Origin of the sequence: Pseudomonas sp. FJ2-5-13 (genome assembly GCF_029201605.1) — a bacterium.
GTDB lineage: Bacteria > Pseudomonadota > Gammaproteobacteria > Pseudomonadales > Pseudomonadaceae > Aquipseudomonas > Aquipseudomonas lactis.
This window is the reverse complement of record NZ_CP104045.1, coordinates 5,071,009-5,092,844: the sequence shown is the minus strand read 5'-3', so window position 1 is coordinate 5,092,844 and position 21,836 is coordinate 5,071,009. Positions and strand designations below refer to the sequence as shown.

General features: G+C 58.7%; 11 protein-coding genes, 2 tRNA genes and 3 rRNA genes. All 16 read left to right on the top strand.

Annotated features, from left to right (window positions below; all coding sequences use genetic code 11):
• Positions 1-2 precede the first annotated feature (2 nt).
• The 16 genes from ilvN to N2A98_RS22420 all read left to right on the top strand — a co-directional run bounded on the left by ilvN (position 3) and on the right by N2A98_RS22420 (position 21,767).
• A complete protein-coding gene (gene ilvN, locus N2A98_RS22495) occupies positions 3-494 on the top strand; it encodes an acetolactate synthase small subunit (protein WP_003176102.1) in 492 nt (163 codons plus the stop codon).
• A 46-nt stretch (positions 495-540) separates the two neighbouring features.
• Positions 541-1,557: a ketol-acid reductoisomerase gene (ilvC, locus tag N2A98_RS22490; protein ID WP_003194132.1), complete on the top strand. Its 1,017-nt coding sequence runs from the start codon at positions 541-543 to the stop codon at positions 1,555-1,557.
• Between the two features lie 145 nt (positions 1,558-1,702).
• Entirely contained in the window at positions 1,703-2,560 is an 858-nt protein-coding gene (pssA, locus tag N2A98_RS22485; RefSeq protein ID WP_003194131.1) for a CDP-diacylglycerol--serine O-phosphatidyltransferase, read from the top strand.
• Between the two features lie 63 nt (positions 2,561-2,623).
• Entirely contained in the window at positions 2,624-3,637 is a 1,014-nt protein-coding gene (gene msrP, locus N2A98_RS22480; protein ID WP_044268541.1) for a protein-methionine-sulfoxide reductase catalytic subunit MsrP, read from the top strand.
• A complete protein-coding gene (msrQ, locus tag N2A98_RS22475; protein ID WP_044268539.1) occupies positions 3,637-4,257 on the top strand; it encodes a protein-methionine-sulfoxide reductase heme-binding subunit MsrQ in 621 nt (206 codons plus the stop codon). The genes msrP and msrQ overlap by 1 nt, the downstream gene beginning before the upstream one ends.
• A 488-nt stretch (positions 4,258-4,745) precedes the next feature.
• A 16S ribosomal RNA gene (locus tag N2A98_RS22470) occupies positions 4,746-6,282 on the top strand.
• An 81-nt stretch (positions 6,283-6,363) separates the two neighbouring features.
• Positions 6,364-6,440: transfer RNA gene (locus tag N2A98_RS22465), tRNA-Ile, on the top strand.
• Between the two features lie 30 nt (positions 6,441-6,470).
• Positions 6,471-6,546 (top strand) — tRNA-Ala (locus N2A98_RS22460).
• Between the two features lie 247 nt (positions 6,547-6,793).
• Positions 6,794-9,685, top strand: a 23S ribosomal RNA gene (locus N2A98_RS22455).
• Positions 9,686-9,843: 158 nt separating this feature from the next.
• A 5S ribosomal RNA gene (gene rrf, locus N2A98_RS22450) occupies positions 9,844-9,959 on the top strand.
• The 16S, 23S and 5S rRNA genes sit together here with 2 tRNA genes alongside, the layout of an rRNA operon.
• A gap of 160 nt (positions 9,960-10,119) precedes the next feature.
• Positions 10,120-13,572 carry an exodeoxyribonuclease V subunit gamma gene (gene recC / locus N2A98_RS22445; protein WP_275622664.1) on the top strand — a complete coding sequence of 1,151 codons (3,453 nt, stop codon included), beginning with the start codon at positions 10,120-10,122 and terminating at the stop codon, positions 13,570-13,572.
• The gene (recB, locus tag N2A98_RS22440) at positions 13,569-17,240 is read left to right on the top strand and encodes an exodeoxyribonuclease V subunit beta (RefSeq protein ID WP_275622663.1); all 3,672 of its coding nucleotides are present in this window, start codon (positions 13,569-13,571) and stop codon (positions 17,238-17,240) included. The genes recC and recB overlap by 4 nt, the downstream gene beginning before the upstream one ends.
• A complete protein-coding gene (gene recD, locus N2A98_RS22435; protein WP_044268528.1) occupies positions 17,237-19,306 on the top strand; it encodes an exodeoxyribonuclease V subunit alpha in 2,070 nt (689 codons plus the stop codon). The genes recB and recD overlap by 4 nt, the downstream gene beginning before the upstream one ends.
• A 141-nt stretch (positions 19,307-19,447) precedes the next feature.
• Positions 19,448-20,014, top strand: coding sequence for a YfiR family protein (locus tag N2A98_RS22430; protein WP_044268525.1), 567 nt, complete (start codon positions 19,448-19,450; stop codon positions 20,012-20,014).
• Positions 20,011-21,273: a diguanylate cyclase gene (locus N2A98_RS22425; RefSeq protein ID WP_044268522.1), complete on the top strand. Its 1,263-nt coding sequence runs from the start codon at positions 20,011-20,013 to the stop codon at positions 21,271-21,273. Before N2A98_RS22430 ends, N2A98_RS22425 begins: the two co-directional genes overlap by 4 nt.
• Before the next feature lie 5 nt (positions 21,274-21,278).
• Positions 21,279-21,767 carry an OmpA family protein gene (locus tag N2A98_RS22420; RefSeq protein ID WP_275622662.1) on the top strand — a complete coding sequence of 163 codons (489 nt, stop codon included), beginning with the start codon at positions 21,279-21,281 and terminating at the stop codon, positions 21,765-21,767.
• The last annotated feature ends 69 nt before the right edge of the window (positions 21,768-21,836 follow it).

Here is a 21,836-nt window from a genome sequence, read left to right as displayed (position 1 = left end):
TCATGCGGCATATTATCTCCCTGCTTCTGGAGAACGAACCCGGCGCTCTGTCTCGTGTTGTCGGCCTGTTTTCGCAACGCAACTACAACATCGAAAGCCTGACCGTGGCCCCAACCGAAGACCCGACCCTGTCGCGCCTGACGTTGACCACCGTGGGTCACGATGAGGTGATCGAGCAGATCACCAAGAACCTCAACAAGCTGATCGAAGTGGTCAAGCTGGTCGACCTGTCGGAAAGCGCCCACATCGAGCGCGAACTGATGCTGGTCAAGGTCAAGGCCACAGGCGCCCAGCGTGCCGAGATCAAACGCACTACCGATATTTATCGCGGGCAGATCGTCGATGTGAGCGCCAGCGTTTATACCGTTCAACTGACCGGTACCAGCGACAAACTGGACAGCTTCATCCAGTCGATCGGGACGGCCTCGATTCTGGAAACCGTACGCAGTGGTGTCACCGGGATTGCCCGTGGCGACAAAGTACTCAGCATCTAACCCAATTAGCGAATGGCCTTACGGCCTGGATATATAGAGGAACCTCATGAAAGTTTATTACGATAAAGATTGTGACCTGTCGATCATCCAGGGCAAGAAAGTCGCCATCATCGGCTACGGTTCCCAGGGCCACGCCCAAGCGTGCAACCTGAAAGATTCCGGCGTTGACGTGACTGTTGGCCTGCGTAAAGGCTCGGCCACTGTTGCCAAGGCTGAAGCTCATGGCCTGAAAGTGACTGACGTTGCTTCTGCTGTTGCGGCTGCCGACCTGGTCATGATCCTGACCCCGGACGAGTTCCAGTCCTCGCTGTACAAGAACGAAATCGAGCCGAACATCAAGAAGGGCGCCACCCTGGCCTTCTCCCACGGCTTCGCGATTCACTACAACCAGGTTGTGCCACGCGCTGACCTCGACGTGATCATGATCGCGCCGAAAGCACCGGGCCACACCGTGCGCTCCGAGTTCGTCAAAGGCGGCGGTATCCCTGACCTGATCGCGATCTACCAGGATGCGTCGGGCAACGCCAAGAACGTTGCGCTGTCCTACGCTGCTGGCGTGGGTGGCGGTCGTACCGGCATCATCGAAACCACTTTCAAGGACGAGACCGAAACCGACCTGTTCGGCGAACAAGCCGTTCTGTGCGGTGGTACCGTTGAGCTGGTAAAAGCCGGTTTCGAAACCCTGGTTGAAGCTGGCTACGCGCCGGAAATGGCCTACTTCGAATGCCTGCACGAACTGAAGCTGATCGTTGACCTCATGTACGAAGGCGGCATCGCCAACATGAACTACTCGATCTCCAACAACGCCGAATACGGCGAGTACGTGACTGGCCCTGAAGTAATCAACGCCGAGTCTCGCCAGGCCATGCGCAACGCCCTGAAACGTATTCAGGACGGCGAATACGCCAAAATGTTCATCAGCGAAGGCGCTACCGGCTACCCTTCGATGACCGCCAAGCGTCGTAACAACGCCGCTCACGGTATCGAAGTCATCGGCGAGCAACTGCGCTCCATGATGCCGTGGATCGGTGCCAACAAGATCGTCGACAAAGCCAAGAACTAAGTCGTACGCATCAAGGGAAAACGCGGCTTAGGCCGCGTTTTTTCGTTTGGAGGGCCGGTTCTGGTATAAAGCTGCATCGTTTGCAGGCGAACAGTCGCTGCAAGTATCTGTCGAATTTTTTTCACACCGTTGCAAGGTAAAGTCCATGAGCGAACGTCCCGAAGAGCCACATCAGGCTTCCGACGCCGAAAGCATGCTGCCGATCGATGAACATGTCGAAGAAGGGCATGACGCCGAAGGCCGCAAGGTCCGGCATCGTGGCATCTATCTGCTGCCCAACCTGTTCACCACGGCGAACCTGTTTGCCGGCTTCTACTCCATCATCAACTCCATGAGTGCCCAGAGTGCGCTGGCGGCGGGTGATGCGGCGAGTGCCAGCAAATACTTCGGTTTTGCCGCGATCGCAATCTTCGTGGCCATGGTGCTCGACGGGCTGGACGGGCGTGTGGCGCGTATGACCAATACCCAAAGTGCCTTCGGCGCCGAGTACGACTCGCTGTCGGACATGGTTGCGTTTGGTGTTGCCCCCGCGTTGCTGGCGTTTGCCTGGGCATTGGGTGACATGGGCAAGGTCGGCTGGATGGTTGCCTTCATCTATGTCGCGGGCGCCGCTTTGCGCCTGGCGCGCTTCAACACCCAGGTGGGGACTGCCGACAAACGCTACTTCATCGGCCTTGCCAGCCCGGCAGCGGCGGGTGTTGTCGCGGGGATTGTCTGGGCGTTCAGTGACTACGGGATTCAAGGGTCGAAGATGTCGTTCCTGGTTGCCCTGATGGTGGCGGCGGCCGGCATGCTGATGGTCAGCAATATCAAGTACAACAGCTTCAAGGAGTTCGACCTCAAGGGGCGCGTGCCTTTTGTGGCCATCCTTGTCGTGGTGCTGGTGTTCGCGGTCGTGTTCAGTGATCCACCGCGTATCCTGCTGCTGGCGTTCCTAGCCTACGCCGCTTCGGGTCCTATTCAGTACTTGTTGCGTCTGCGTCGGGACAAAACATTGCCTTAATGTAATTTCCCCCATACTCCGCAGTCTATTGGTGCATCAGTTCTCCAACGCTGCGGAGTTACCATGTTAATCAAATTACCCAAAGCGTCCGATTGTCACGAATCGGATGTCACGCCTGAATCTTTCTACCTCTCTCGCCGCAGCCTGCTCGGCGGTGCGCTTGCCGGTATTGCCGCCAGCAGCTTGCCGCGTTGGGCCAGTGCGGGCGATGCCTCGCGGTATGCTGACGTCGAGCCCGGCAGCGCGCCCAGCTGGTTTACGGAAAAACTACCGGGTACGAAATGGCAGGCGGTGACGGTCAAAGATGAAGCCATCACGCCGTTCAAGGACGCAACCCACTACAACAACTTCTATGAGTTCGGGACAGGCAAGGGCGACCCGGCCACGAATGCCGGCTCGCTCAAGACGCAGCCCTGGAGCGTTGTGATAGATGGTGAAGTCGCAAAACCTGGGCGCTATGCCCTGGAGGACTTCATGAAACCCTATGAATTGGAAGAGCGCATCTACCGCCTGCGTTGTGTCGAGGCATGGTCCATGGTGATTCCGTGGTTAGGCTTTCCCATCTCTGCGTTGCTCAAGCAGGTCGAGCCAACCTCCAAAGCCAAGTACATCCGTTTTGAAACCCTTCAGGATCCCAAGAGCATGCCTGGGCAACGCTCAAGTTTCGGCTTGATCGACTGGCCTTATGTAGAAGGGCTGCGCCTGGATGAGGCGATGAATCCGCTGGCGATCCTGGCTGTGGGTATGTATGGGCGGGAGTTGCCTAACCAGAACGGCGCGCCGTTGCGCCTGGTGGTGCCGTGGAAGTATGGCTTCAAGAGTGTGAAGTCCATCGTGCGGATCAGTCTGGTCAGTGAGCAGCCGAAAACGACCTGGCAGAGTATTGCGGCTGATGAGTATGGGTTTTATGCGAATGTGAACCCTACGGTCGATCATCCACGCTGGACCCAGGCGCGTGAGCGTCGTCTGCCGAGCGGCCTGTTTAGTCCGAATGTGCGCGAGACGCAGATGTTCAATGGCTATTCGGATGAGGTCGCTTCTTTATATACAGGCCTCGATCTGCGGAAGAACTACTGATGCGCTATCCCATCTGGCGCATCGGCGTGTTTGTAGCCGCCGCAGTGTGGCCATTGCTCTGGTTGTATGAGGCGTGGAGTTCCGCGCTGGGGCCTGACCCTGGCAAGGTGCTCGTCGATCGCTTGGGTTTGGGAACGTTGATTCTGTTGCTGATTACACTTGCCATGACGCCGCTGCAGAAGTTGAGCGGTTGGGCGGGGTGGATAGCGGTGCGGCGACAGTTGGGGCTGTGGTGCTTTGCTTATGTCGTGCTGCACCTGGCGGCCTATTGCGTATTTGTCCTGGGGCTGGATTGGTCGCAGCTCGGCGTAGAGTTGAGCAAGCGGCCCTACATCATTGTGGGTGCGCTGGGGTTTGTTGCTCTCCTGATGCTGGCTGTCACGTCGAACCGCTACAGCCAGCGCCGGTTGGGGAGCCGCTGGAAGAAGCTGCATCGCCTGGTCTATGTGATTCTTGGGCTCGGTTTGCTGCACATGTTATGGATAGTGCGGGCGGATCTGAAGGAGTGGGCTATCTACGCTTCTATAGGTGCGCTGCTTCTGTTGCTGCGGGTGCCGCCGGTGACGCGACGAATCCCTCGCCTTATTGCTAAAAAAGCGCCTTCTGCAACAAAAACGTAATTAAGCCTTGACGGCAGATTCTGGAAGCCTATAATTCGCCCCACTTCCGGCGCAGTCGAAACGGAAAACTCCTTGGTAAACAATGAGTTACGCAGTTATCGACAGCAAGTTGCTTCAGTTCATCGAAGCCAAAAGGAAGTTGAAAAAGAGGTGTTGACAGCAGCGTGTAACGCTGTAGAATTCGCCTCCCGCTTACGAGAGATCGCAAGCGCAAGTGGTTGAAGTTGTTGAAGAAATCTTCGAAAACTTCTGAAAATAACCACTTGACAGCAAATGAGGCTGCTGTAGAATGCGCGCCTCGGTTGAGACGAAAGATCTTAACCAACCGCTCTTTAACAACTGAATCAAGCAATTCGTGTGGGTGCTTGTGGAGTCAGACTGATAGTCAACAAGATTATCAGCATCACAAGTTACTCCGCGAGAAATCAAAGATGTAACCAACGATTGCTGAGCCAAGTTTAGGGTTTCTTAAAAACCCAAAGATGTTTGAACTGAAGAGTTTGATCATGGCTCAGATTGAACGCTGGCGGCAGGCCTAACACATGCAAGTCGGGCGGTAGAGAGAAGCTTGCTTCTCTTGAGAGCGGCGGACGGGTGAGTAATGCCTAGGAATCTGCCTGGTAGTGGGGGATAACGTTCGGAAACGGACGCTAATACCGCATACGTCCTACGGGAGAAAGCAGGGGACCTTCGGGCCTTGCGCTATCAGATGAGCCTAGGTCGGATTAGCTAGTTGGTGAGGTAATGGCTCACCAAGGCGACGATCCGTAACTGGTCTGAGAGGATGATCAGTCACACTGGAACTGAGACACGGTCCAGACTCCTACGGGAGGCAGCAGTGGGGAATATTGGACAATGGGCGAAAGCCTGATCCAGCCATGCCGCGTGTGTGAAGAAGGTCTTCGGATTGTAAAGCACTTTAAGTTGGGAGGAAGGGTTGTAGATTAATACTCTGCAATTTTGACGTTACCGACAGAATAAGCACCGGCTAACTCTGTGCCAGCAGCCGCGGTAATACAGAGGGTGCAAGCGTTAATCGGAATTACTGGGCGTAAAGCGCGCGTAGGTGGTTTGTTAAGTTGGATGTGAAATCCCCGGGCTCAACCTGGGAACTGCATTCAAAACTGACTGACTAGAGTATGGTAGAGGGTGGTGGAATTTCCTGTGTAGCGGTGAAATGCGTAGATATAGGAAGGAACACCAGTGGCGAAGGCGACCACCTGGACTAATACTGACACTGAGGTGCGAAAGCGTGGGGAGCAAACAGGATTAGATACCCTGGTAGTCCACGCCGTAAACGATGTCAACTAGCCGTTGGAAGCCTTGAGCTTTTAGTGGCGCAGCTAACGCATTAAGTTGACCGCCTGGGGAGTACGGCCGCAAGGTTAAAACTCAAATGAATTGACGGGGGCCCGCACAAGCGGTGGAGCATGTGGTTTAATTCGAAGCAACGCGAAGAACCTTACCAGGCCTTGACATCCAATGAACTTTCTAGAGATAGATTGGTGCCTTCGGGAACATTGAGACAGGTGCTGCATGGCTGTCGTCAGCTCGTGTCGTGAGATGTTGGGTTAAGTCCCGTAACGAGCGCAACCCTTGTCCTTAGTTACCAGCACGTCATGGTGGGCACTCTAAGGAGACTGCCGGTGACAAACCGGAGGAAGGTGGGGATGACGTCAAGTCATCATGGCCCTTACGGCCTGGGCTACACACGTGCTACAATGGTCGGTACAGAGGGTTGCCAAGCCGCGAGGTGGAGCTAATCCCATAAAACCGATCGTAGTCCGGATCGCAGTCTGCAACTCGACTGCGTGAAGTCGGAATCGCTAGTAATCGCGAATCAGAATGTCGCGGTGAATACGTTCCCGGGCCTTGTACACACCGCCCGTCACACCATGGGAGTGGGTTGCACCAGAAGTAGCTAGTCTAACCTTCGGGAGGACGGTTACCACGGTGTGATTCATGACTGGGGTGAAGTCGTAACAAGGTAGCCGTAGGGGAACCTGCGGCTGGATCACCTCCTTAATCGACGACATCAGCTGCTCCATAAGTTCCCACACGAATTGCTTGATTCATTGAAGAAGACGAAAGAAGCAGCCCGAAATTGGGTCTGTAGCTCAGTTGGTTAGAGCGCACCCCTGATAAGGGTGAGGTCGGCAGTTCGAATCTGCCCAGACCCACCAATTTTGTGTGGGAAACGCCTGTAGAAATACGGGGCCATAGCTCAGCTGGGAGAGCGCCTGCCTTGCACGCAGGAGGTCAACGGTTCGATCCCGTTTGGCTCCACCACTACTGCTTCTGTTTGTATAAAGCTTAGAAATGAGCATTCCATCGTGGTGATGGTGAATGTTGATTTCTAGTCTTTGACTAGTTCGTTCTTTAAAAATTTGGGTATGTGATAGAAAGATAGACTGAACGTTACTTTCACTGGTAACGGATCAGGCTAAGGTAAAATTTGTGAGTTCTCTTAACTGAGAAATTCGAATTTTCGGCGAATGTCGTCTTCACAGTATAACCAGATTGCTTGGGGTTATATGGTCAAGTGAAGAAGCGCATACGGTGGATGCCTTGGCAGTCAGAGGCGATGAAAGACGTGGTAGCCTGCGAAAAGCTTCGGGGAGTCGGCAAACAGACTTTGATCCGGAGATGTCTGAATGGGGGAACCCAGCCATCATAAGATGGTTATCTTGTACTGAATACATAGGTGCAAGAGGCGAACCAGGGGAACTGAAACATCTAAGTACCCTGAGGAAAAGAAATCAACCGAGATTCCCTTAGTAGTGGCGAGCGAACGGGGACTAGCCCTTAAGTGGCTTTGAGATTAGCGGAACGCTCTGGAAAGTGCGGCCATAGTGGGTGATAGCCCTGTACGCGAAAATCTCTTAGTCATGAAATCGAGTAGGACGGAGCACGAGAAACTTTGTCTGAATATGGGGGGACCATCCTCCAAGGCTAAATACTACTGACTGACCGATAGTGAACTAGTACCGTGAGGGAAAGGCGAAAAGAACCCCGGAGAGGGGAGTGAAATAGATCCTGAAACCGTATGCGTACAAGCAGTGGGAGCCCACTTTGTTGGGTGACTGCGTACCTTTTGTATAATGGGTCAGCGACTTATTTTCAGTGGCGAGCTTAACCGAATAGGGGAGGCGTAGCGAAAGCGAGTCTTAATAGGGCGTCTAGTCGCTGGGAATAGACCCGAAACCGGGCGATCTATCCATGGGCAGGTTGAAGGTTGGGTAACACTAACTGGAGGACCGAACCGACTACCGTTGAAAAGTTAGCGGATGACCTGTGGATCGGAGTGAAAGGCTAATCAAGCTCGGAGATAGCTGGTTCTCCTCGAAAGCTATTTAGGTAGCGCCTCATGTATCACTGTAGGGGGTAGAGCACTGTTTCGGCTAGGGGGTCATCCCGACTTACCAAACCGATGCAAACTCCGAATACCTACAAGTGCCGAGCATGGGAGACACACGGCGGGTGCTAACGTCCGTCGTGAAAAGGGAAACAACCCAGACCGTCAGCTAAGGTCCCAAAGTTATGGTTAAGTGGGAAACGATGTGGGAAGGCTTAGACAGCTAGGAGGTTGGCTTAGAAGCAGCCACCCTTTAAAGAAAGCGTAATAGCTCACTAGTCGAGTCGGCCTGCGCGGAAGATGTAACGGGGCTCAAACCATACACCGAAGCTACGGGTATCACGTAAGTGATGCGGTAGAGGAGCGTTCTGTAAGCCTGTGAAGGTGAGTTGAGAAGCTTGCTGGAGGTATCAGAAGTGCGAATGCTGACATGAGTAACGATAATGGGTGTGAAAAACACCCACGCCGAAAGACCAAGGTTTCCTGCGCAACGTTAATCGACGCAGGGTTAGTCGGTCCCTAAGGCGAGGCTGAAAAGCGTAGTCGATGGAAAACAGGTTAATATTCCTGTACTTCTGGTTATTGCGATGGAGGGACGGAGAAGGCTAGGCCAGCTTGGCGTTGGTTGTCCAAGTTTAAGGTGGTAGGCTGGAATCTTAGGTAAATCCGGGATTCTAAGGCCGAGAGCTGATGACGAGTTAACTTTTAGTTAACGAAGTGGTTGATGCCATGCTTCCAAGAAAAGCTTCTAAGCTTCAGGTAACCAGGAACCGTACCCCAAACCGACACAGGTGGTTGGGTAGAGAATACCAAGGCGCTTGAGAGAACTCGGGTGAAGGAACTAGGCAAAATGGCACCGTAACTTCGGGAGAAGGTGCGCCGGTGAGGGTGAAGGACTTGCTCCGTAAGCTCATGCCGGTCGAAGATACCAGGCCGCTGCGACTGTTTATTAAAAACACAGCACTCTGCAAACACGAAAGTGGACGTATAGGGTGTGACGCCTGCCCGGTGCCGGAAGGTTAATTGATGGGGTTAGCTAACGCGAAGCTCTTGATCGAAGCCCCGGTAAACGGCGGCCGTAACTATAACGGTCCTAAGGTAGCGAAATTCCTTGTCGGGTAAGTTCCGACCTGCACGAATGGCGTAACGATGGCGGCGCTGTCTCCACCCGAGACTCAGTGAAATTGAAATCGCTGTGAAGATGCAGTGTATCCGCGGCTAGACGGAAAGACCCCGTGAACCTTTACTATAGCTTTGCACTGGACTTTGAATTTGCTTGTGTAGGATAGGTGGGAGGCTTTGAAGCGTGGACGCCAGTCTGCGTGGAGCCATCCTTGAAATACCACCCTGGCAACTTTGAGGTTCTAACTCAGGTCCGTTATCCGGATCGAGGACAGTGTATGGTGGGTAGTTTGACTGGGGCGGTCTCCTCCTAAAGAGTAACGGAGGAGTACGAAGGTGCGCTCAGACCGGTCGGAAATCGGTCGTAGAGTATAAAGGCAAAAGCGCGCTTGACTGCGAGACAGACACGTCGAGCAGGTACGAAAGTAGGTCTTAGTGATCCGGTGGTTCTGTATGGAAGGGCCATCGCTCAACGGATAAAAGGTACTCCGGGGATAACAGGCTGATACCGCCCAAGAGTTCATATCGACGGCGGTGTTTGGCACCTCGATGTCGGCTCATCACATCCTGGGGCTGAAGCCGGTCCCAAGGGTATGGCTGTTCGCCATTTAAAGTGGTACGCGAGCTGGGTTTAGAACGTCGTGAGACAGTTCGGTCCCTATCTGCCGTGGACGTTTGAGATTTGAGAGGGGCTGCTCCTAGTACGAGAGGACCGGAGTGGACGAACCTCTGGTGTTCCGGTTGTCACGCCAGTGGCATTGCCGGGTAGCTATGTTCGGAATAGATAACCGCTGAAAGCATCTAAGCGGGAAACTAGCCTCAAGATGAGATCTCACTGGAACCTTGAGTTCCCTGAAGGGCCGTCGAAGACTACGACGTTGATAGGTTGGGTGTGTAAGCGCTGTGAGGCGTTGAGCTAACCAATACTAATTGCCCGTGAGGCTTGACCATATAACACCCAAGCAATTTGACTACTCTAACGAGCATCAGATTGCGGTGTGTGAAGACGAAGATGAACCGAAAGTTCGACGCTCACAAAGCACCGAAAGCTGTCACATACCCAATTTGCTGAAGCGAGGCCAGCTGGCCGCGACTCAGTACCCGAATTTCTTGACGACCATAGAGCATTGGAACCACCTGATCCCATCCCGAACTCAGCAGTGAAACGATGCATCGCCGATGGTAGTGTGGGGTTTCCCCATGTGAGAGTAGGTCATCGTCAAGATTAAATTCCGAAACCCCAATTGCGAAAGCAGTTGGGGTTTTGTTTTGGGCGCTCGAAAAGTGTCCACCTTGTCCCCGTACACTTGTTCGTCCTGTGTCCGCCCCGTGCACCACAGTGCTAAAGTCCATCCCTCGATTTTGCTTTTCCCAAGGAAGCCGTTATGCCGGACGCGACGTCCCTCAGCCCTGGATTCATGGTGGTTCATGGCAACCGCCTGGACGAGCTGCGAAGCCTGGTGGTCAGTTGGATGCGCCGTTACCCACTGGCGCCTTTGGAAAACGAAATCGCCCTGGTACAAAGCAACGGCATTGCCCAGTGGCTCAAGCTGGCCTTGGCCGAAGACCCGCAAGCCGATGATATGGGCGGCTGTGGCATTGCCGCAGCCATCGACGTGCAACTGCCTGGCAGCTTTATGTGGCAGCTTTATCGCATGGTCTTGGGCCGTGATGAGATCCCGCCCAAGTCCCTGCTTGATAAAGCCCCGCTGACCTGGCGCCTCATGCGCCTGTTACCCGAGCTGATCGACCAACCGCACTTCGAGCCGCTGCAACGCTTCCTGACGCAAGACACCGACCTGCGCAAACGCTACCAACTCGCCGAGCGCCTGGCTGACTTGTTCGACCAATACCAGGTCTACCGTGCTGACTGGCTGGAAGACTGGGCCGCAGGCCGGCACCAACTGCGCAATGGTCGAGGCGATTCCAAACCGCTCAACCCAGCCAACTGCTGGCAAGCCGAGCTATGGCGCGCGCTGCTGTTGGATGTAGGTGCAGCAGGCATGGCCGAAAGCCGGGCCGGCGTTCATCAGCGCTTCATCGAGCGCATCAACAGCCTTGAACAAGCACCTCCCGGCTTGCCTCCCCGGGTGATTGTCTTCGGCATCTCATCGCTGCCGGCCCAGGCGCTGGAAGCCTTGGCGGGCTTGGCCCGTTTCAGCCAAGTTCTGCTCTGCGTGCATAACCCCTGCCGCCATCATTGGTCGGACATCGTCGCCGACAAGGACTTGCTGCGTAACGAATACAAACGCCAGGCGCGCAAAGCGGGCATGCCCGTCACGATCGACCCACAAACTTTGCACCAGCACGCCCATCCGCTGCTTGCTGCCTGGGGCAAGCAGGGCCGTGATTACATCAGTCTGTTGGACAGCTACGACGACCCCAACAGCTACCGCGCGGCATTCCGCGACGGTCGTATCGACCTGTTCAGCGACAGCGAACCCACCACGCTGCTCAACCAACTCCAGGACGATATCCTCGAACTGCGGCCGTTGAATGAAACCCGTGAGCGGTGGCCCGCTGTCGACTTGCAACGCGATACTTCGATCCGTTTCCACATCGCCCACAGTGCCCAACGCGAAGTGGAAATCCTCCACGACCAATTGCTCCATCGCTTCAGCGCCGACCCCACACTGCGTCCTCGGGACATCATCGTCATGGTCCCCGACGTCGACAGCTACGCGCCGCATATTCGCGCGGTCTTCGGCCAGCTCGAACGCCATGACCCACGCTTCATCCCCTTCACCCTCACAGACCAAGGCCAACGCGGTCGCGACCCGCTGTTGATCGCCGTCGAGCACTTGCTCAAACTTCCCGACAGCCGCTTCCCCGTCAGCGAAATCCTCGACCTGCTCGACGTCCCGGCCCTGCGCGAACGCTTCGCCATCAAAGAGCGTGACCTGCCCACCTTGCATCGCTGGATCGAAGGCGCCGGCATCCGCTGGGGCCTGAACGCCGAGCAACGCGCCGGTTTAGGCCTGCCCACGGAGCTGGAGCAAAACAGTTGGCGATTCGGCCTGCGCCGTATGCTGCTGGGCTATGCCGTCGGCACTGGCTCGGCCTGCGACGGTATCGAGCCGTATGACGAAATCGGTGGCCTCGATGCGGCCTTGATCGGCCCGCTGGTCGCCTTGCTCGATGCCTTGAACGATGCCCATCAGGCGTTATCAGAACCCGCCTCCCCACAGGCCTGGGGCGAGCGTCTACAACGCTTGATGCAGCTGTTTTTCCTGCCCAGCAGCGAGCACGATGACTACTTGCTGGGCCAGCTCGAACAACTGAGAGAGACCTGGCTGGAAACCTGCGAATCCGTTGGGCTGCAAGACGAGCTACCCCTTACGGTAGTACGTGAGGCATGGCTGGCCGGATTGGATCAGGGGCGCCTGTCCCAGCGCTTCCTGGCGGGAGCGGTCAATTTTTGTACGCTGATGCCCATGCGTGCGATCCCGTTCAAGCTGGTTTGCCTGCTGGGCATGAACGACGGCGATTACCCGCGGGCCCAGCCACCGCTGGATTTTGACCTGATGGGCAGTGATTACCGCCCCGGCGACCGTTCTCGCCGCGAAGACGACCGCTACTTACTGCTCGAAGCGCTGCTGTCGGCCCGCGACCAGCTGTATATCAGCTGGGTAGGCCGCAGCATCCGTGACAACAGTGATCGCCCGGCCTCGGTGCTGATCGGCCAACTGCGCGACCACTTGGCCAGCGGCTGGCAGCACACCAGCGACGATCAGCCGCTGATCGACGCAATGACCCAGGAACACCCCCTGCAACCCTTCAGCGCCCGCTACTTCCACGAAGGCGATCCGCTGTTCAGCTATGCCCGCGAATGGCAATGGCTGCATCAGGCACCGGCGGTCATCACCCAAGAGCAAGGCTTGGCCCCTCACCAACAGGAAGAACCCCTGAGCCTCGGCCAGTTACAGGATTTCCTGCGCAACCCGGTCAAGCACTTCTTCAGCCAGCGCCTGAAAGTATTCTTCGAAGCCGCCGAAGTGCCGCTGGCTGACGAAGAACCCTTCGTGCTGGACGCGTTGCAACGTTACAACCTCAGCGACAGCCTGTTGAACGCGGCCCTCACCCAACCCGATCAACTCGATCAGGCGCTCAACGCCCAGGCCCTGCGCCTGCAAGGCAGTGGCCTGCTGCCGATGGTCGGTTTCGGTGAATGCCTGCGTAACGAGCTGATCGAGCCGCTGCCGGACCTGGTGCAACGCTATCAAGACCTTCTGGCGCTGTGGCCCACCCCGCATACCGGCGCTGAACCGATCAGCTTTGCGTACCAGGGCATCCAGCTGGAAGGTTGGATCAGCGGCCTGCACCGACGCAGTGATGGCGGGCTGTTAAGCGTCACCACCATCCCCAACAGCATTGGCTCGATCAAGACACGCAAGTGGCACCGCCTCATCCGCCCCTGGGTCAATCACGTGGTGGCCTGCGCCTGTGGCCTGCCCTTGAGCACCGGTCTGGTAGCCAGTGACGACACCTTACTGTTGGCCCCGCTGGACAAGTCCAGCGCCGAGGAAATCCTCGGCAACCTGCTTTTGGCCTGGCGCACGGGAATGAGTACACCGCTACCTGTCGCGGTGAAAACCGCGTTCGCCTGGCTCGGCCAGACTGACCCCGCCAAGGCCCAAGCGGCTGCGAGCAAAGCCTATGAAGGCGATGGCATCACCACTGACGGCGAACGCCGCGAAACGCCAGCCCTCACGCGGCAATTTCCCGACTACGCGGCCCTGGTCGCCAGCGAAGAGTTCGAAGGCTGGTGCGAAACCCTGTATCGCCCGCTGATCAACGCCCCCTGGCGATCGCTTTCCAGCACGGAGGCCAACGCATGATCGGCAAACCCTTGGCCCTGGCGTTCCCGCTCAAAGGCAGCCAGTTGATTGAAGCCAGTGCCGGCACCGGCAAGACCTTCACCATCTCCGCCTTGTACCTGCGCCTGGTGCTCGGCCATGGCGGCGATGAATCCGGTTTCGGCCGCGAGCTGCTGCCACCGCAAATCCTCGTGGTGACGTTCACCGACGCCGCCACCAAGGAGCTGCGAGAACGCATTCGCATCCGCCTGGCCGAAGCCGCGCGCTTCTTCCGTGACGAAATCGAACAGCCCGATGCGCTGATTGCCGACCTGCGCGAGCACTATGATCCGCAGCAATGGCCGGCCTGTGCCAATCGCCTGGACATCGCCGCGCAATGGATGGATGAAGCGGCGGTTTCGACGATCCACAGTTGGTGCCAGCGCATGCTGCGCGAACACGCGTTCGACAGCGGCAGCCTGTTTACACAAACCCTGGAAACTGACCATAGCGACCTGCTGGGCGAAGTGCTGCGCGACTACTGGCGCTTGTTCTGCTACCCAATGCATGACGATGCGCTCAACTGGGTGCGCAATAATTGGGGCGGCCCCGCGGCGCTGATGCCACGGGTGCGTGCATTGTTCGGCAGTGAGCGGCCCACCGACGAAACCCGCGAGCCAGCCGAACTGATCAGCGCCTGTTTGCAAGAACGCCGCGCCGCGCTGGTTACCCTCAAGGCCCCTTGGCAACAATGGGCCGCCGAGCTGCGGGATATCTGCCTGCAAGCCGTCGCCGCCAAAGCGGTCGACGGGCGCAAGATGCAAGCGCGTTACTTCGAACCCTGGTTCGAAAAGATCAGCGCCTGGGCCGCTGACGAAACCCTGGAACAACTGGATATCGGCACCGGCTTTACCCGCCTGACGCCCGATGGCATGGCCGAAGCCTGGAAAGGCGAGCCGCCGCAGCACCCCGGCATCCAAGCCATGGCCGGCCTCAAAGCCAGCCTCGACGCCTTGCCAACGCCCGACGCGGCGGTGCTGCAACACGCTGCCGGCTGGGTCGGCAAACGCTTCGAGGAAGAGAAACGTCGCCGCGCCGAGATGGGGTTTGACGACATGCTGATCCGCCTCAACGCCGCCCTCCAGGCAGACGGTGGCGAGCGCCTGGCCAGTGTGATCCGCGAGCAATTCCCGGTGGCCCTGATCGATGAATTCCAGGACACCGACCCGGTGCAATACAGCATCTTCGACAGCATCTACCGCATCGAGGAAAACCACCTCGACAGCGGCCTGTTCCTGATCGGCGACCCCAAGCAGGCGATCTACGCCTTTCGCGGCGCCGACATCTATACCTACCTGCGCGCCCGGCAGGCCACCACCGGCCGCCATCACACCCTGGGCACCAACTTCCGCTCCAGCCATGCGATGGTCGAGGCGGTGAACCATGTGTTCCAGCGTGCTGAAACCGGCCGTGGTGCGTTTCTGTTTCGCCAACCCGATGGCGACAACCCGGTGCCGTTCCATTCGGTACTGTCCCAAGGCCGTAGCGAGCAGTTGCAGGTCGACGGCCAGACGCTGCCGGCCATGAACGTTTGGCACCTGCCCAGCGACCAGCCGATTTCCAACGCGGTTTACCGTCAGCAACTGGCCGCCGCCTGCGCCACGCAGATCGTTGTGTTGCTCAATGGCGGCCAGCAAGGCAGCGCAGGCTTTGTGAAAGCGGGGCGCTTGAAGGGCGTGTTGCCGTCAGACATCGCCATCCTCGTGCGCGACGGCAAGGAGGCCCAAGCCGTACGTGCCGAACTGGCCAGCCGTGGCGTGCGCAGTGTGTACCTGTCGGATAAAGACTCGGTGTTTGCCGCCCAGGAAGCCCATGACCTGTTGGCCTGGCTCAAGGCTTGCGCGGAACCGGACGTCGAACGGCCATTAAGGGCGGCCCTGGCCTGCGTCACCCTGAACCTGTCCCTGGCGGAGCTGGAGCGTCTGAACCAGGACGAGCTGGCGTGGGAATCGCGGGTGATGCAGTTTCGTGGCTACCGTGCCATCTGGCGTACCCAAGGCGTGTTGCCGATGCTGCGTCGCCTGCTCCACGACTTCAAGCTACCGCAAACCCTCATCGCCCGCAGTGATGGCGAGCGGGTGCTGACCAACCTGTTGCACCTCAGTGAGTTGTTGCAACAGGCCGCCTCGGAACTGGATGGCGAGCAGGCGTTGATCCGTCATTTGGCCGAGCATCTGGCGCTGTCGGGGCAGGCCGGTGAAGAGCAGATCCTGCGTCTGGAAAGCGATGAGCAACTGGTCAAAGTGGTGACCATCCACAAATCCAAGGGCCTGGAATACGACTTGGTGTTCTTGCCGTTCATCTGTTCGGCCAAGCCCGTGGATGGCAGTCGCTTGCCGCTGCATTATCACGATGAACAGGGCAAGTCCCAGGTAAGCCTACGACCCACGGCCGAGCTGATCGCCCAAGCCGATGACGAGCGCCTGGCTGAAGACCTGCGTTTGTTCTACGTGGCCTTGACCCGCGCCAAACATGCCTGCTGGCTGGGCATCGCAGACCTCAAACGCGGCAATAACAGCAGCTCGGTCTTGCACCTCTCAGCGCTGGGCTATCTGCTGGGAGCCGGCGCGTCGTTGGGCGAGTCAGCAGGTCTGGCGCGCTGGTTGTTGGACTTGCAGCAAGGCTGCGCGGCCATCCGTTATGACCTTGTGCCGGACGCCCAAGACGTCTTGTTCCATCCGCCGCGCAACCGAGCGACCTTGCTTGCGCCGTTGCTGCCTGTACGCAAGGCCGCAGAAAACTGGTGGATTGCCTCCTACAGCGCCTTGCGCATCGGCGACAGCATGAGCGCCGCCAACCTCGAAGCGCCCGAAAGCCCACAGGCCCAGAAGCTGTTCGATGACGAACGCCTCGACCCCGATGCCCCTCGGGAAACGGTCGCGTCCGGCGGGGATATTCACCGTTTCCCACGCGGTCCCAACCCAGGCACCTTCCTTCACGGCTTGTTGGAGTGGGCCGGTGAAGAAGGTTTCAACGTGACTCCAGAGGCGATCGAAAAAGCCGTGGGCGCACGCTGTAACCGCCGCAACTGGGAAGGCTGGATCGTCACCCTCAGCGGCTGGCTGGAGCACCTGCTGCAAACGCCGCTGCCGCTGCACAACGAGCGCTTCACCCTCAACGGCCTGCAGCAGTACCAGATCGAGATGGAATTCTGGTTCGCCAGTCACACCGTCGACGTGCTCGCCCTCGACAAACTGGTTTGCCAGCACACCCATGGCGGCGTGTCCCGCGTGGCCGCCGAGCCCGTCCTGCTCAACGGCATGTTCAAAGGCTTTATCGACCTGACGTTCGAGCACGATGGCCGTTACTACGTGGCCGACTACAAATCCAATTGGCTTGGCCCTGACGACTCGGCCTACACCCAGGACGCCATGGAACACTCGATTCTCGAGCATCGGTACGACCTGCAATACGTACTTTACCTGCTGGCCTTGCACCGCCAGCTCAAGGCGCGCCTGCCCCATTACGATTATGACCAGCACGTCGGCGGTGCCCTGTACCTGTTCCTGCGCGGTAGCCAGTCGGTGAGCCAGGGCGCGTATTTCACCCGACCACCCCGTGAGTTGATCGAAAGCCTGGACCTGTTGTTCCAAGGCAAGCCCATCCCACCCAAGGTAGAGCCTGCCTGGGAACAAGGAGTGCTGTTATGAGCCTGTCGCCGTTACCGCTGGAGGCGCTTTTGCCGCTTGATCGTGCCGCCGACCTGCTGCAGTTGCTTGCGCGTTGGGTCGAGCGGGGTTGGCTGCGGGCCTTGGACAAAGCCTTCGTCGGCTTCCTTTACGAGTTGGACCCAAACGCCGATCCGCTGGTGCTGCTGGCGGCGGCTTTGACCAGCCATCAACTGGGGCATGGCCACGTCTGCCTGGATGTGTTCGAAACCCTCAAGGCGCCGGATTTCGCCCTGTCATTGCCGCCCGAAGGCGACCTGCACACCGGCGCCATGCTGCTGCCCTCGCAGTTGCTGCACGGCCTGGATGGCGGCCATTGGTGCCATGCTCTGGCTTCAAGCCCGTTGGTCGCGCTGGCCGTCGATGGCAGCGAGGAAGCCCGCAGCCGCCCGTTGGTGTTGTCCGGCAAGCGCCTGTACCTGCGCCGTTACTGGACCTACGAGCGGCGTATCGACCACGCCCTGCGCCTGCGCCTGGCCAGCGTGGAAGACGCCGCGGCCGATCTGCCGCAACGGCTCAATCGCCTGTTCGACCAGCCTGCGCCCGATGGGGTGATTGACTGGCAAAAGCTCGCCTGCGCCCTGGCGACCCGCGGCGCCTTCAGCATCGTCACTGGCGGCCCCGGTACCGGCAAGACCACCACCGTGGTGCGCCTGCTCGCGCTGTTGCAGGCGCCCGCCGTGGAATCCGGCAGCCCGTTGCGCATCCGCCTGGCCGCGCCCACCGGTAAAGCTGCTGCCCGTCTGACCGAATCCATCAGCCAGCAAGTGCTGTCACTGACAGTGCCCGACAGCGTGCGGGAAAAAATCCCGACCCAGGTCACCACAGTTCACCGTTTGTTGGGCAGCCGTCCGGGCACCCGGCACTTCCGTCATCACCTGGGCAACCCGTTGCCCTTGGATGTGCTGGTGGTGGATGAAGCCTCGATGATCGACCTGGAAATGATGGCCAACCTGCTCGACGCCTTGCCGCCCCACGCACGCCTGGTATTGCTGGGCGACAAAGACCAACTGGCCTCGGTAGAAGCGGGGGCCGTACTTGGCGATTTGTGCCGCGATGCCGAAGCCGGCTGGTACAGCCCGCAGACTCGCCACTGGCTGCAAGCCGTCAGCGGTGAAGACCTCAGCACCAGCGGCCTGCAAGAAGACCTCGATGGCAGCCATCCCCTGGCCCAGCAAGTAGTGATGCTGCGCTATTCGCGCCGCTTCGGTGAGGGCAGCGGTATCGGCCAACTGGCGCGTTGGGTCAACCAGCAAAATGCCGAAGAGGCCCGCCAGCTGCTAGCCGCAGGCCGTCACGACGACCTGTTCTGTGTCAGCCTCAAGGGCGAACATGACCACGCCCTTGAGCGCCTGGTCCTGGACGGGCAGGGCGATGGCGCCCAGGGTTACCGCTACTACCTGAACCTGCTGCAATCGGCGCGTCCCTCTGCCGACACACCGCGTGACGATCCAGCCTGGACCGCTTGGGCGCAACAATTGCTGCACGCCTTCGACGCGTTTCAGCTGCTGTGCGCCGTGCGAAAAGGCCCCTGGGGCGTCGAAGGGCTCAACCTGCGCATCACTGCCGCATTGCGCAAAGTACGCCTGATCGAAGGTGACGAGCAGTGGTACGAAGGCCGCCCCGTGCTGATGACCCGCAACGACTATGGCCTGGGCCTGATGAACGGCGACATCGGCATTGCGCTGAAATTGCCCGAAAGCGATGGCGGCCCCCACGTGCTGCGGGTGGCTTTTCCACGTAACGATGGCCAGGGCGGCGTGCGCTTTGTATTGCCCAGCCGCTTGAATGATGTGGAAACCGTGTACGCCATGACCGTGCACAAATCCCAGGGCTCGGAGTTCACTCACACCGCGCTGATCCTGCCGGATGCCCTCAACCCGGTGCTGACCAAAGAGCTGATCTATACCGGTATCACCCGTGCCAAGCGCTGGTTTAGCCTGATCGAGCCGCGCGGCGGCGTGTTTGAGGAAGCAGTGCGGCGCAAGGTCAAGCGTCTGAGCGGGTTGATGTTGGAGTTGGACCTTCCGTCTGAAAAAAATGACTGATAGGTCAGGCGATATTTCTCATTCAGACGTCTGATTTTTCTGAAAAAATAGCGAGCCCCTCGAATGCTGTGCTTCGTGGGGATGTCCGCCGCTGTGCTATCGTTGCGGCATCACCCTGAAAACCCTTGAGAGTATCGCTGCATGAACGTGGCTGTCTCGCCCAAAGCGCGCAGTTTGAGTTGGAGACGCCTGTTACTGGTGACGGTGCTGTGCCTGCTTGCGCCGCGCGTATTTGCGCAGACGCCCAGCCTGGCCGAGCACCGTGCCCAGGCGGTGACCCAAGTGGTGCTCGGTATCCTCAGCTACGCCCGTTGGCCGGTTGAGCCTGCGCAATTGCGGCTGTGCATTGTCGGGCCGACTCAGTACACCGATGACCTGGTCAAAGGCACCACCCAGGCCACCGGACGTCCGGTGCTGGTGCGGCGCTTGCTGGTCGATCATCCGGATATCGTCAATGCCTGTGATGCCGTCTACATTGGCAAAATCACCTCCGATGAACGCAACCGCCTGTTTACCTCATTGATCGGCCATCCCGTACTCAGCATCAGCGAAGGGGGCGACCAGTGCACGGTGGGCAGCCTGTTCTGCCTGCGCGTCAGCGATGAGCAGGTGTCGTTCGAGGTCAACCTGGATTCCGTCGCTCGTAGCGGCGTGCGCATCCATCCCAGTGTGTTGCAGTTGTCCCGTCGTCGAGCGCCTGGCTCATGAGTCGCGATAAAGTGCGGCCGACCCTGCGCTCGGTAATTGCCCGCGGGCATATGATCCTGGCGCTGGTAGCAGTGACCCTGGCCAGTGTGTCCCTGACCCTGCTGGGCGTACTTGCCCTGCGGGTTTACGCCGAGCACAACCTGCACCTGATCGCCCGCTCGATCAACTACACCGTGGAAGCAGCCGTGGTGTTCAACGACAGTGCGGCGGCCACCGAAGCCCTGAGCCTGATTGCCTCGACCGAAGAAGTGGCCCAGGCAGAAGTATTTGATATCAACGGCAAGCTGCTGGCGCGCTGGGTTCGCCCGGAAACCGGCATGTTGTCACGGGTCGAGCTGCAAATAGCGCACGCCCTGCTCGAACAGCCCATCAGCCAGCCGATCCTGCGCCAAGGGCAAACCGTCGGCAGCATCCATCTGGTCGGCCACGGTGGCAGCCTGTTGCGCTTCTTGCTCAGTGGCTTGATCGGGATTCTGATCTGCACCGCCCTCAGCGCCTGGGTGGCGTTGCATCTGTCACGGCGTCTGTTAAATGGTATCACCGTGCCATTGCAACGCCTGGCTGCCGTCGCCCACGCCGCCCGCAGCGAGCGAGACTTCGACCGCCGCGTACCCTCGGCGCAGATCGCCGAACTCGATAGCCTAGGCAGCGACTTCAACGCCCTGCTCGGCGAGATGGAGGCCTGGCAGAGCCACTTGCAAAGCGAAAACGAAACCCTGGCCCACCAGGCCAGCCACGACAGCCTCACCGGCCTGCCCAACCGCGCGTTCTTCGAAGGCCGGCTGATCCGCGCCTTGCGCAGCGCGGCCAAGGTCAATGAGCGGGTGGCGGTGCTGTTCCTCGACAGCGACCGTTTCAAAGACATCAACGACCGCTTTGGCCATGCCGCCGGCGACGCCGTGCTGGTGGCCGTTGCCGAGCGTGTGCGGGCGCAACTGCGCGAGGACGACCTGGTGGCGCGCCTGGGCGGCGATGAATTTGCGGTATTGCTGGCGCCCCTGCACAAGGCCGAAGACGCCCAGCGCATCGCCGACAAAATCATTGCCAGCATGGACATGCCGATTCCACTGCCTGGAGACACCCAGGTGTTGACCTCCCTCAGTATCGGCATTGCGATTTATCCCGAGCATGGCGCCACACCCGGCACCTTGCTCAACGCCGCCGACGCGGCGATGTACCAGGCCAAACGACTGTCCTCGGGCGGCCAGCAAACGGCGGAGTCGGAGCACTCCGTCGCCAACGTTCAACACAGGAGTTGATTCCCTTGTTCGCTAACGCACGCGTTTTATTTATTTCTTTGCTCGTGGCCTTCCTGGCCCTCAGCGGCTGCCAGACGCCACCCAAAGGCCTGACCCCGGCGCAAGTCGCCGTGCTCAAGCAACAAGGTTTCGAGCTGACCGATGAAGGCTGGGCCTTCGGCCTGTCCGGCAAAGTGCTGTTTGGCAGCGACGTCGAAACCCTCAACAAACCCAGCACCGACATCGTCGAACGCATCGGTAGCGCCCTGGTTGGCGCCGGCATCGAGCGCGTGCGCGTTGACGGCCATACCGACGCCTCGGGCAAAGAGCCCTACAACGTGGCCCTGTCCCTGCGCCGCGCTAAAAGCGTGGGCAAGGTGCTGACCCGCGTGGGCATGAAAGAAGAAAACATCCAACTGCGCGGCCTGGGCAGCAGCGAGCCGGTGGCGCCGAACACGACCCCAGCAGGCCGCACCGAGAACCGCCGGGTCTCCATCGTTGTGATCGCAGACTAAGCGGGTTCACCTTTCCGCAAGCTGAAACCCATTCAAAATGTGGGAGCGGGCTTGCTCGCGAAAGCGGTG

Bases quoted from the DNA above. Each gene is read 5' to 3' on its own strand.
- recD (WP_044268528.1), top strand. From the start codon at position 17,237: ATGAGCCTGTCGCCGTTACCGCTGGAGGCGCTTTTGCCGCTTGATCGT.
- N2A98_RS22430 (WP_044268525.1), top strand. From the start codon at position 19,448: ATGAACGTGGCTGTCTCGCCCAAAGCGCGCAGTTTGAGTTGGAGACGC.
- pssA (WP_003194131.1), top strand. From the start codon at position 1,703: ATGAGCGAACGTCCCGAAGAGCCACATCAGGCTTCCGACGCCGAAAGC.
- recB (WP_275622663.1), top strand. From the start codon at position 13,569: ATGATCGGCAAACCCTTGGCCCTGGCGTTCCCGCTCAAAGGCAGCCAG.
- ilvC (WP_003194132.1), top strand. From the start codon at position 541: ATGAAAGTTTATTACGATAAAGATTGTGACCTGTCGATCATCCAGGGC.
- recC (WP_275622664.1), top strand. From the start codon at position 10,120: ATGCCGGACGCGACGTCCCTCAGCCCTGGATTCATGGTGGTTCATGGC.
- ilvN (WP_003176102.1), top strand. From the start codon at position 3: ATGCGGCATATTATCTCCCTGCTTCTGGAGAACGAACCCGGCGCTCTG.
- msrP (WP_044268541.1), top strand. From the start codon at position 2,624: ATGTTAATCAAATTACCCAAAGCGTCCGATTGTCACGAATCGGATGTC.
- msrQ (WP_044268539.1), top strand. From the start codon at position 3,637: ATGCGCTATCCCATCTGGCGCATCGGCGTGTTTGTAGCCGCCGCAGTG.
- N2A98_RS22425 (WP_044268522.1), top strand. From the start codon at position 20,011: ATGAGTCGCGATAAAGTGCGGCCGACCCTGCGCTCGGTAATTGCCCGC.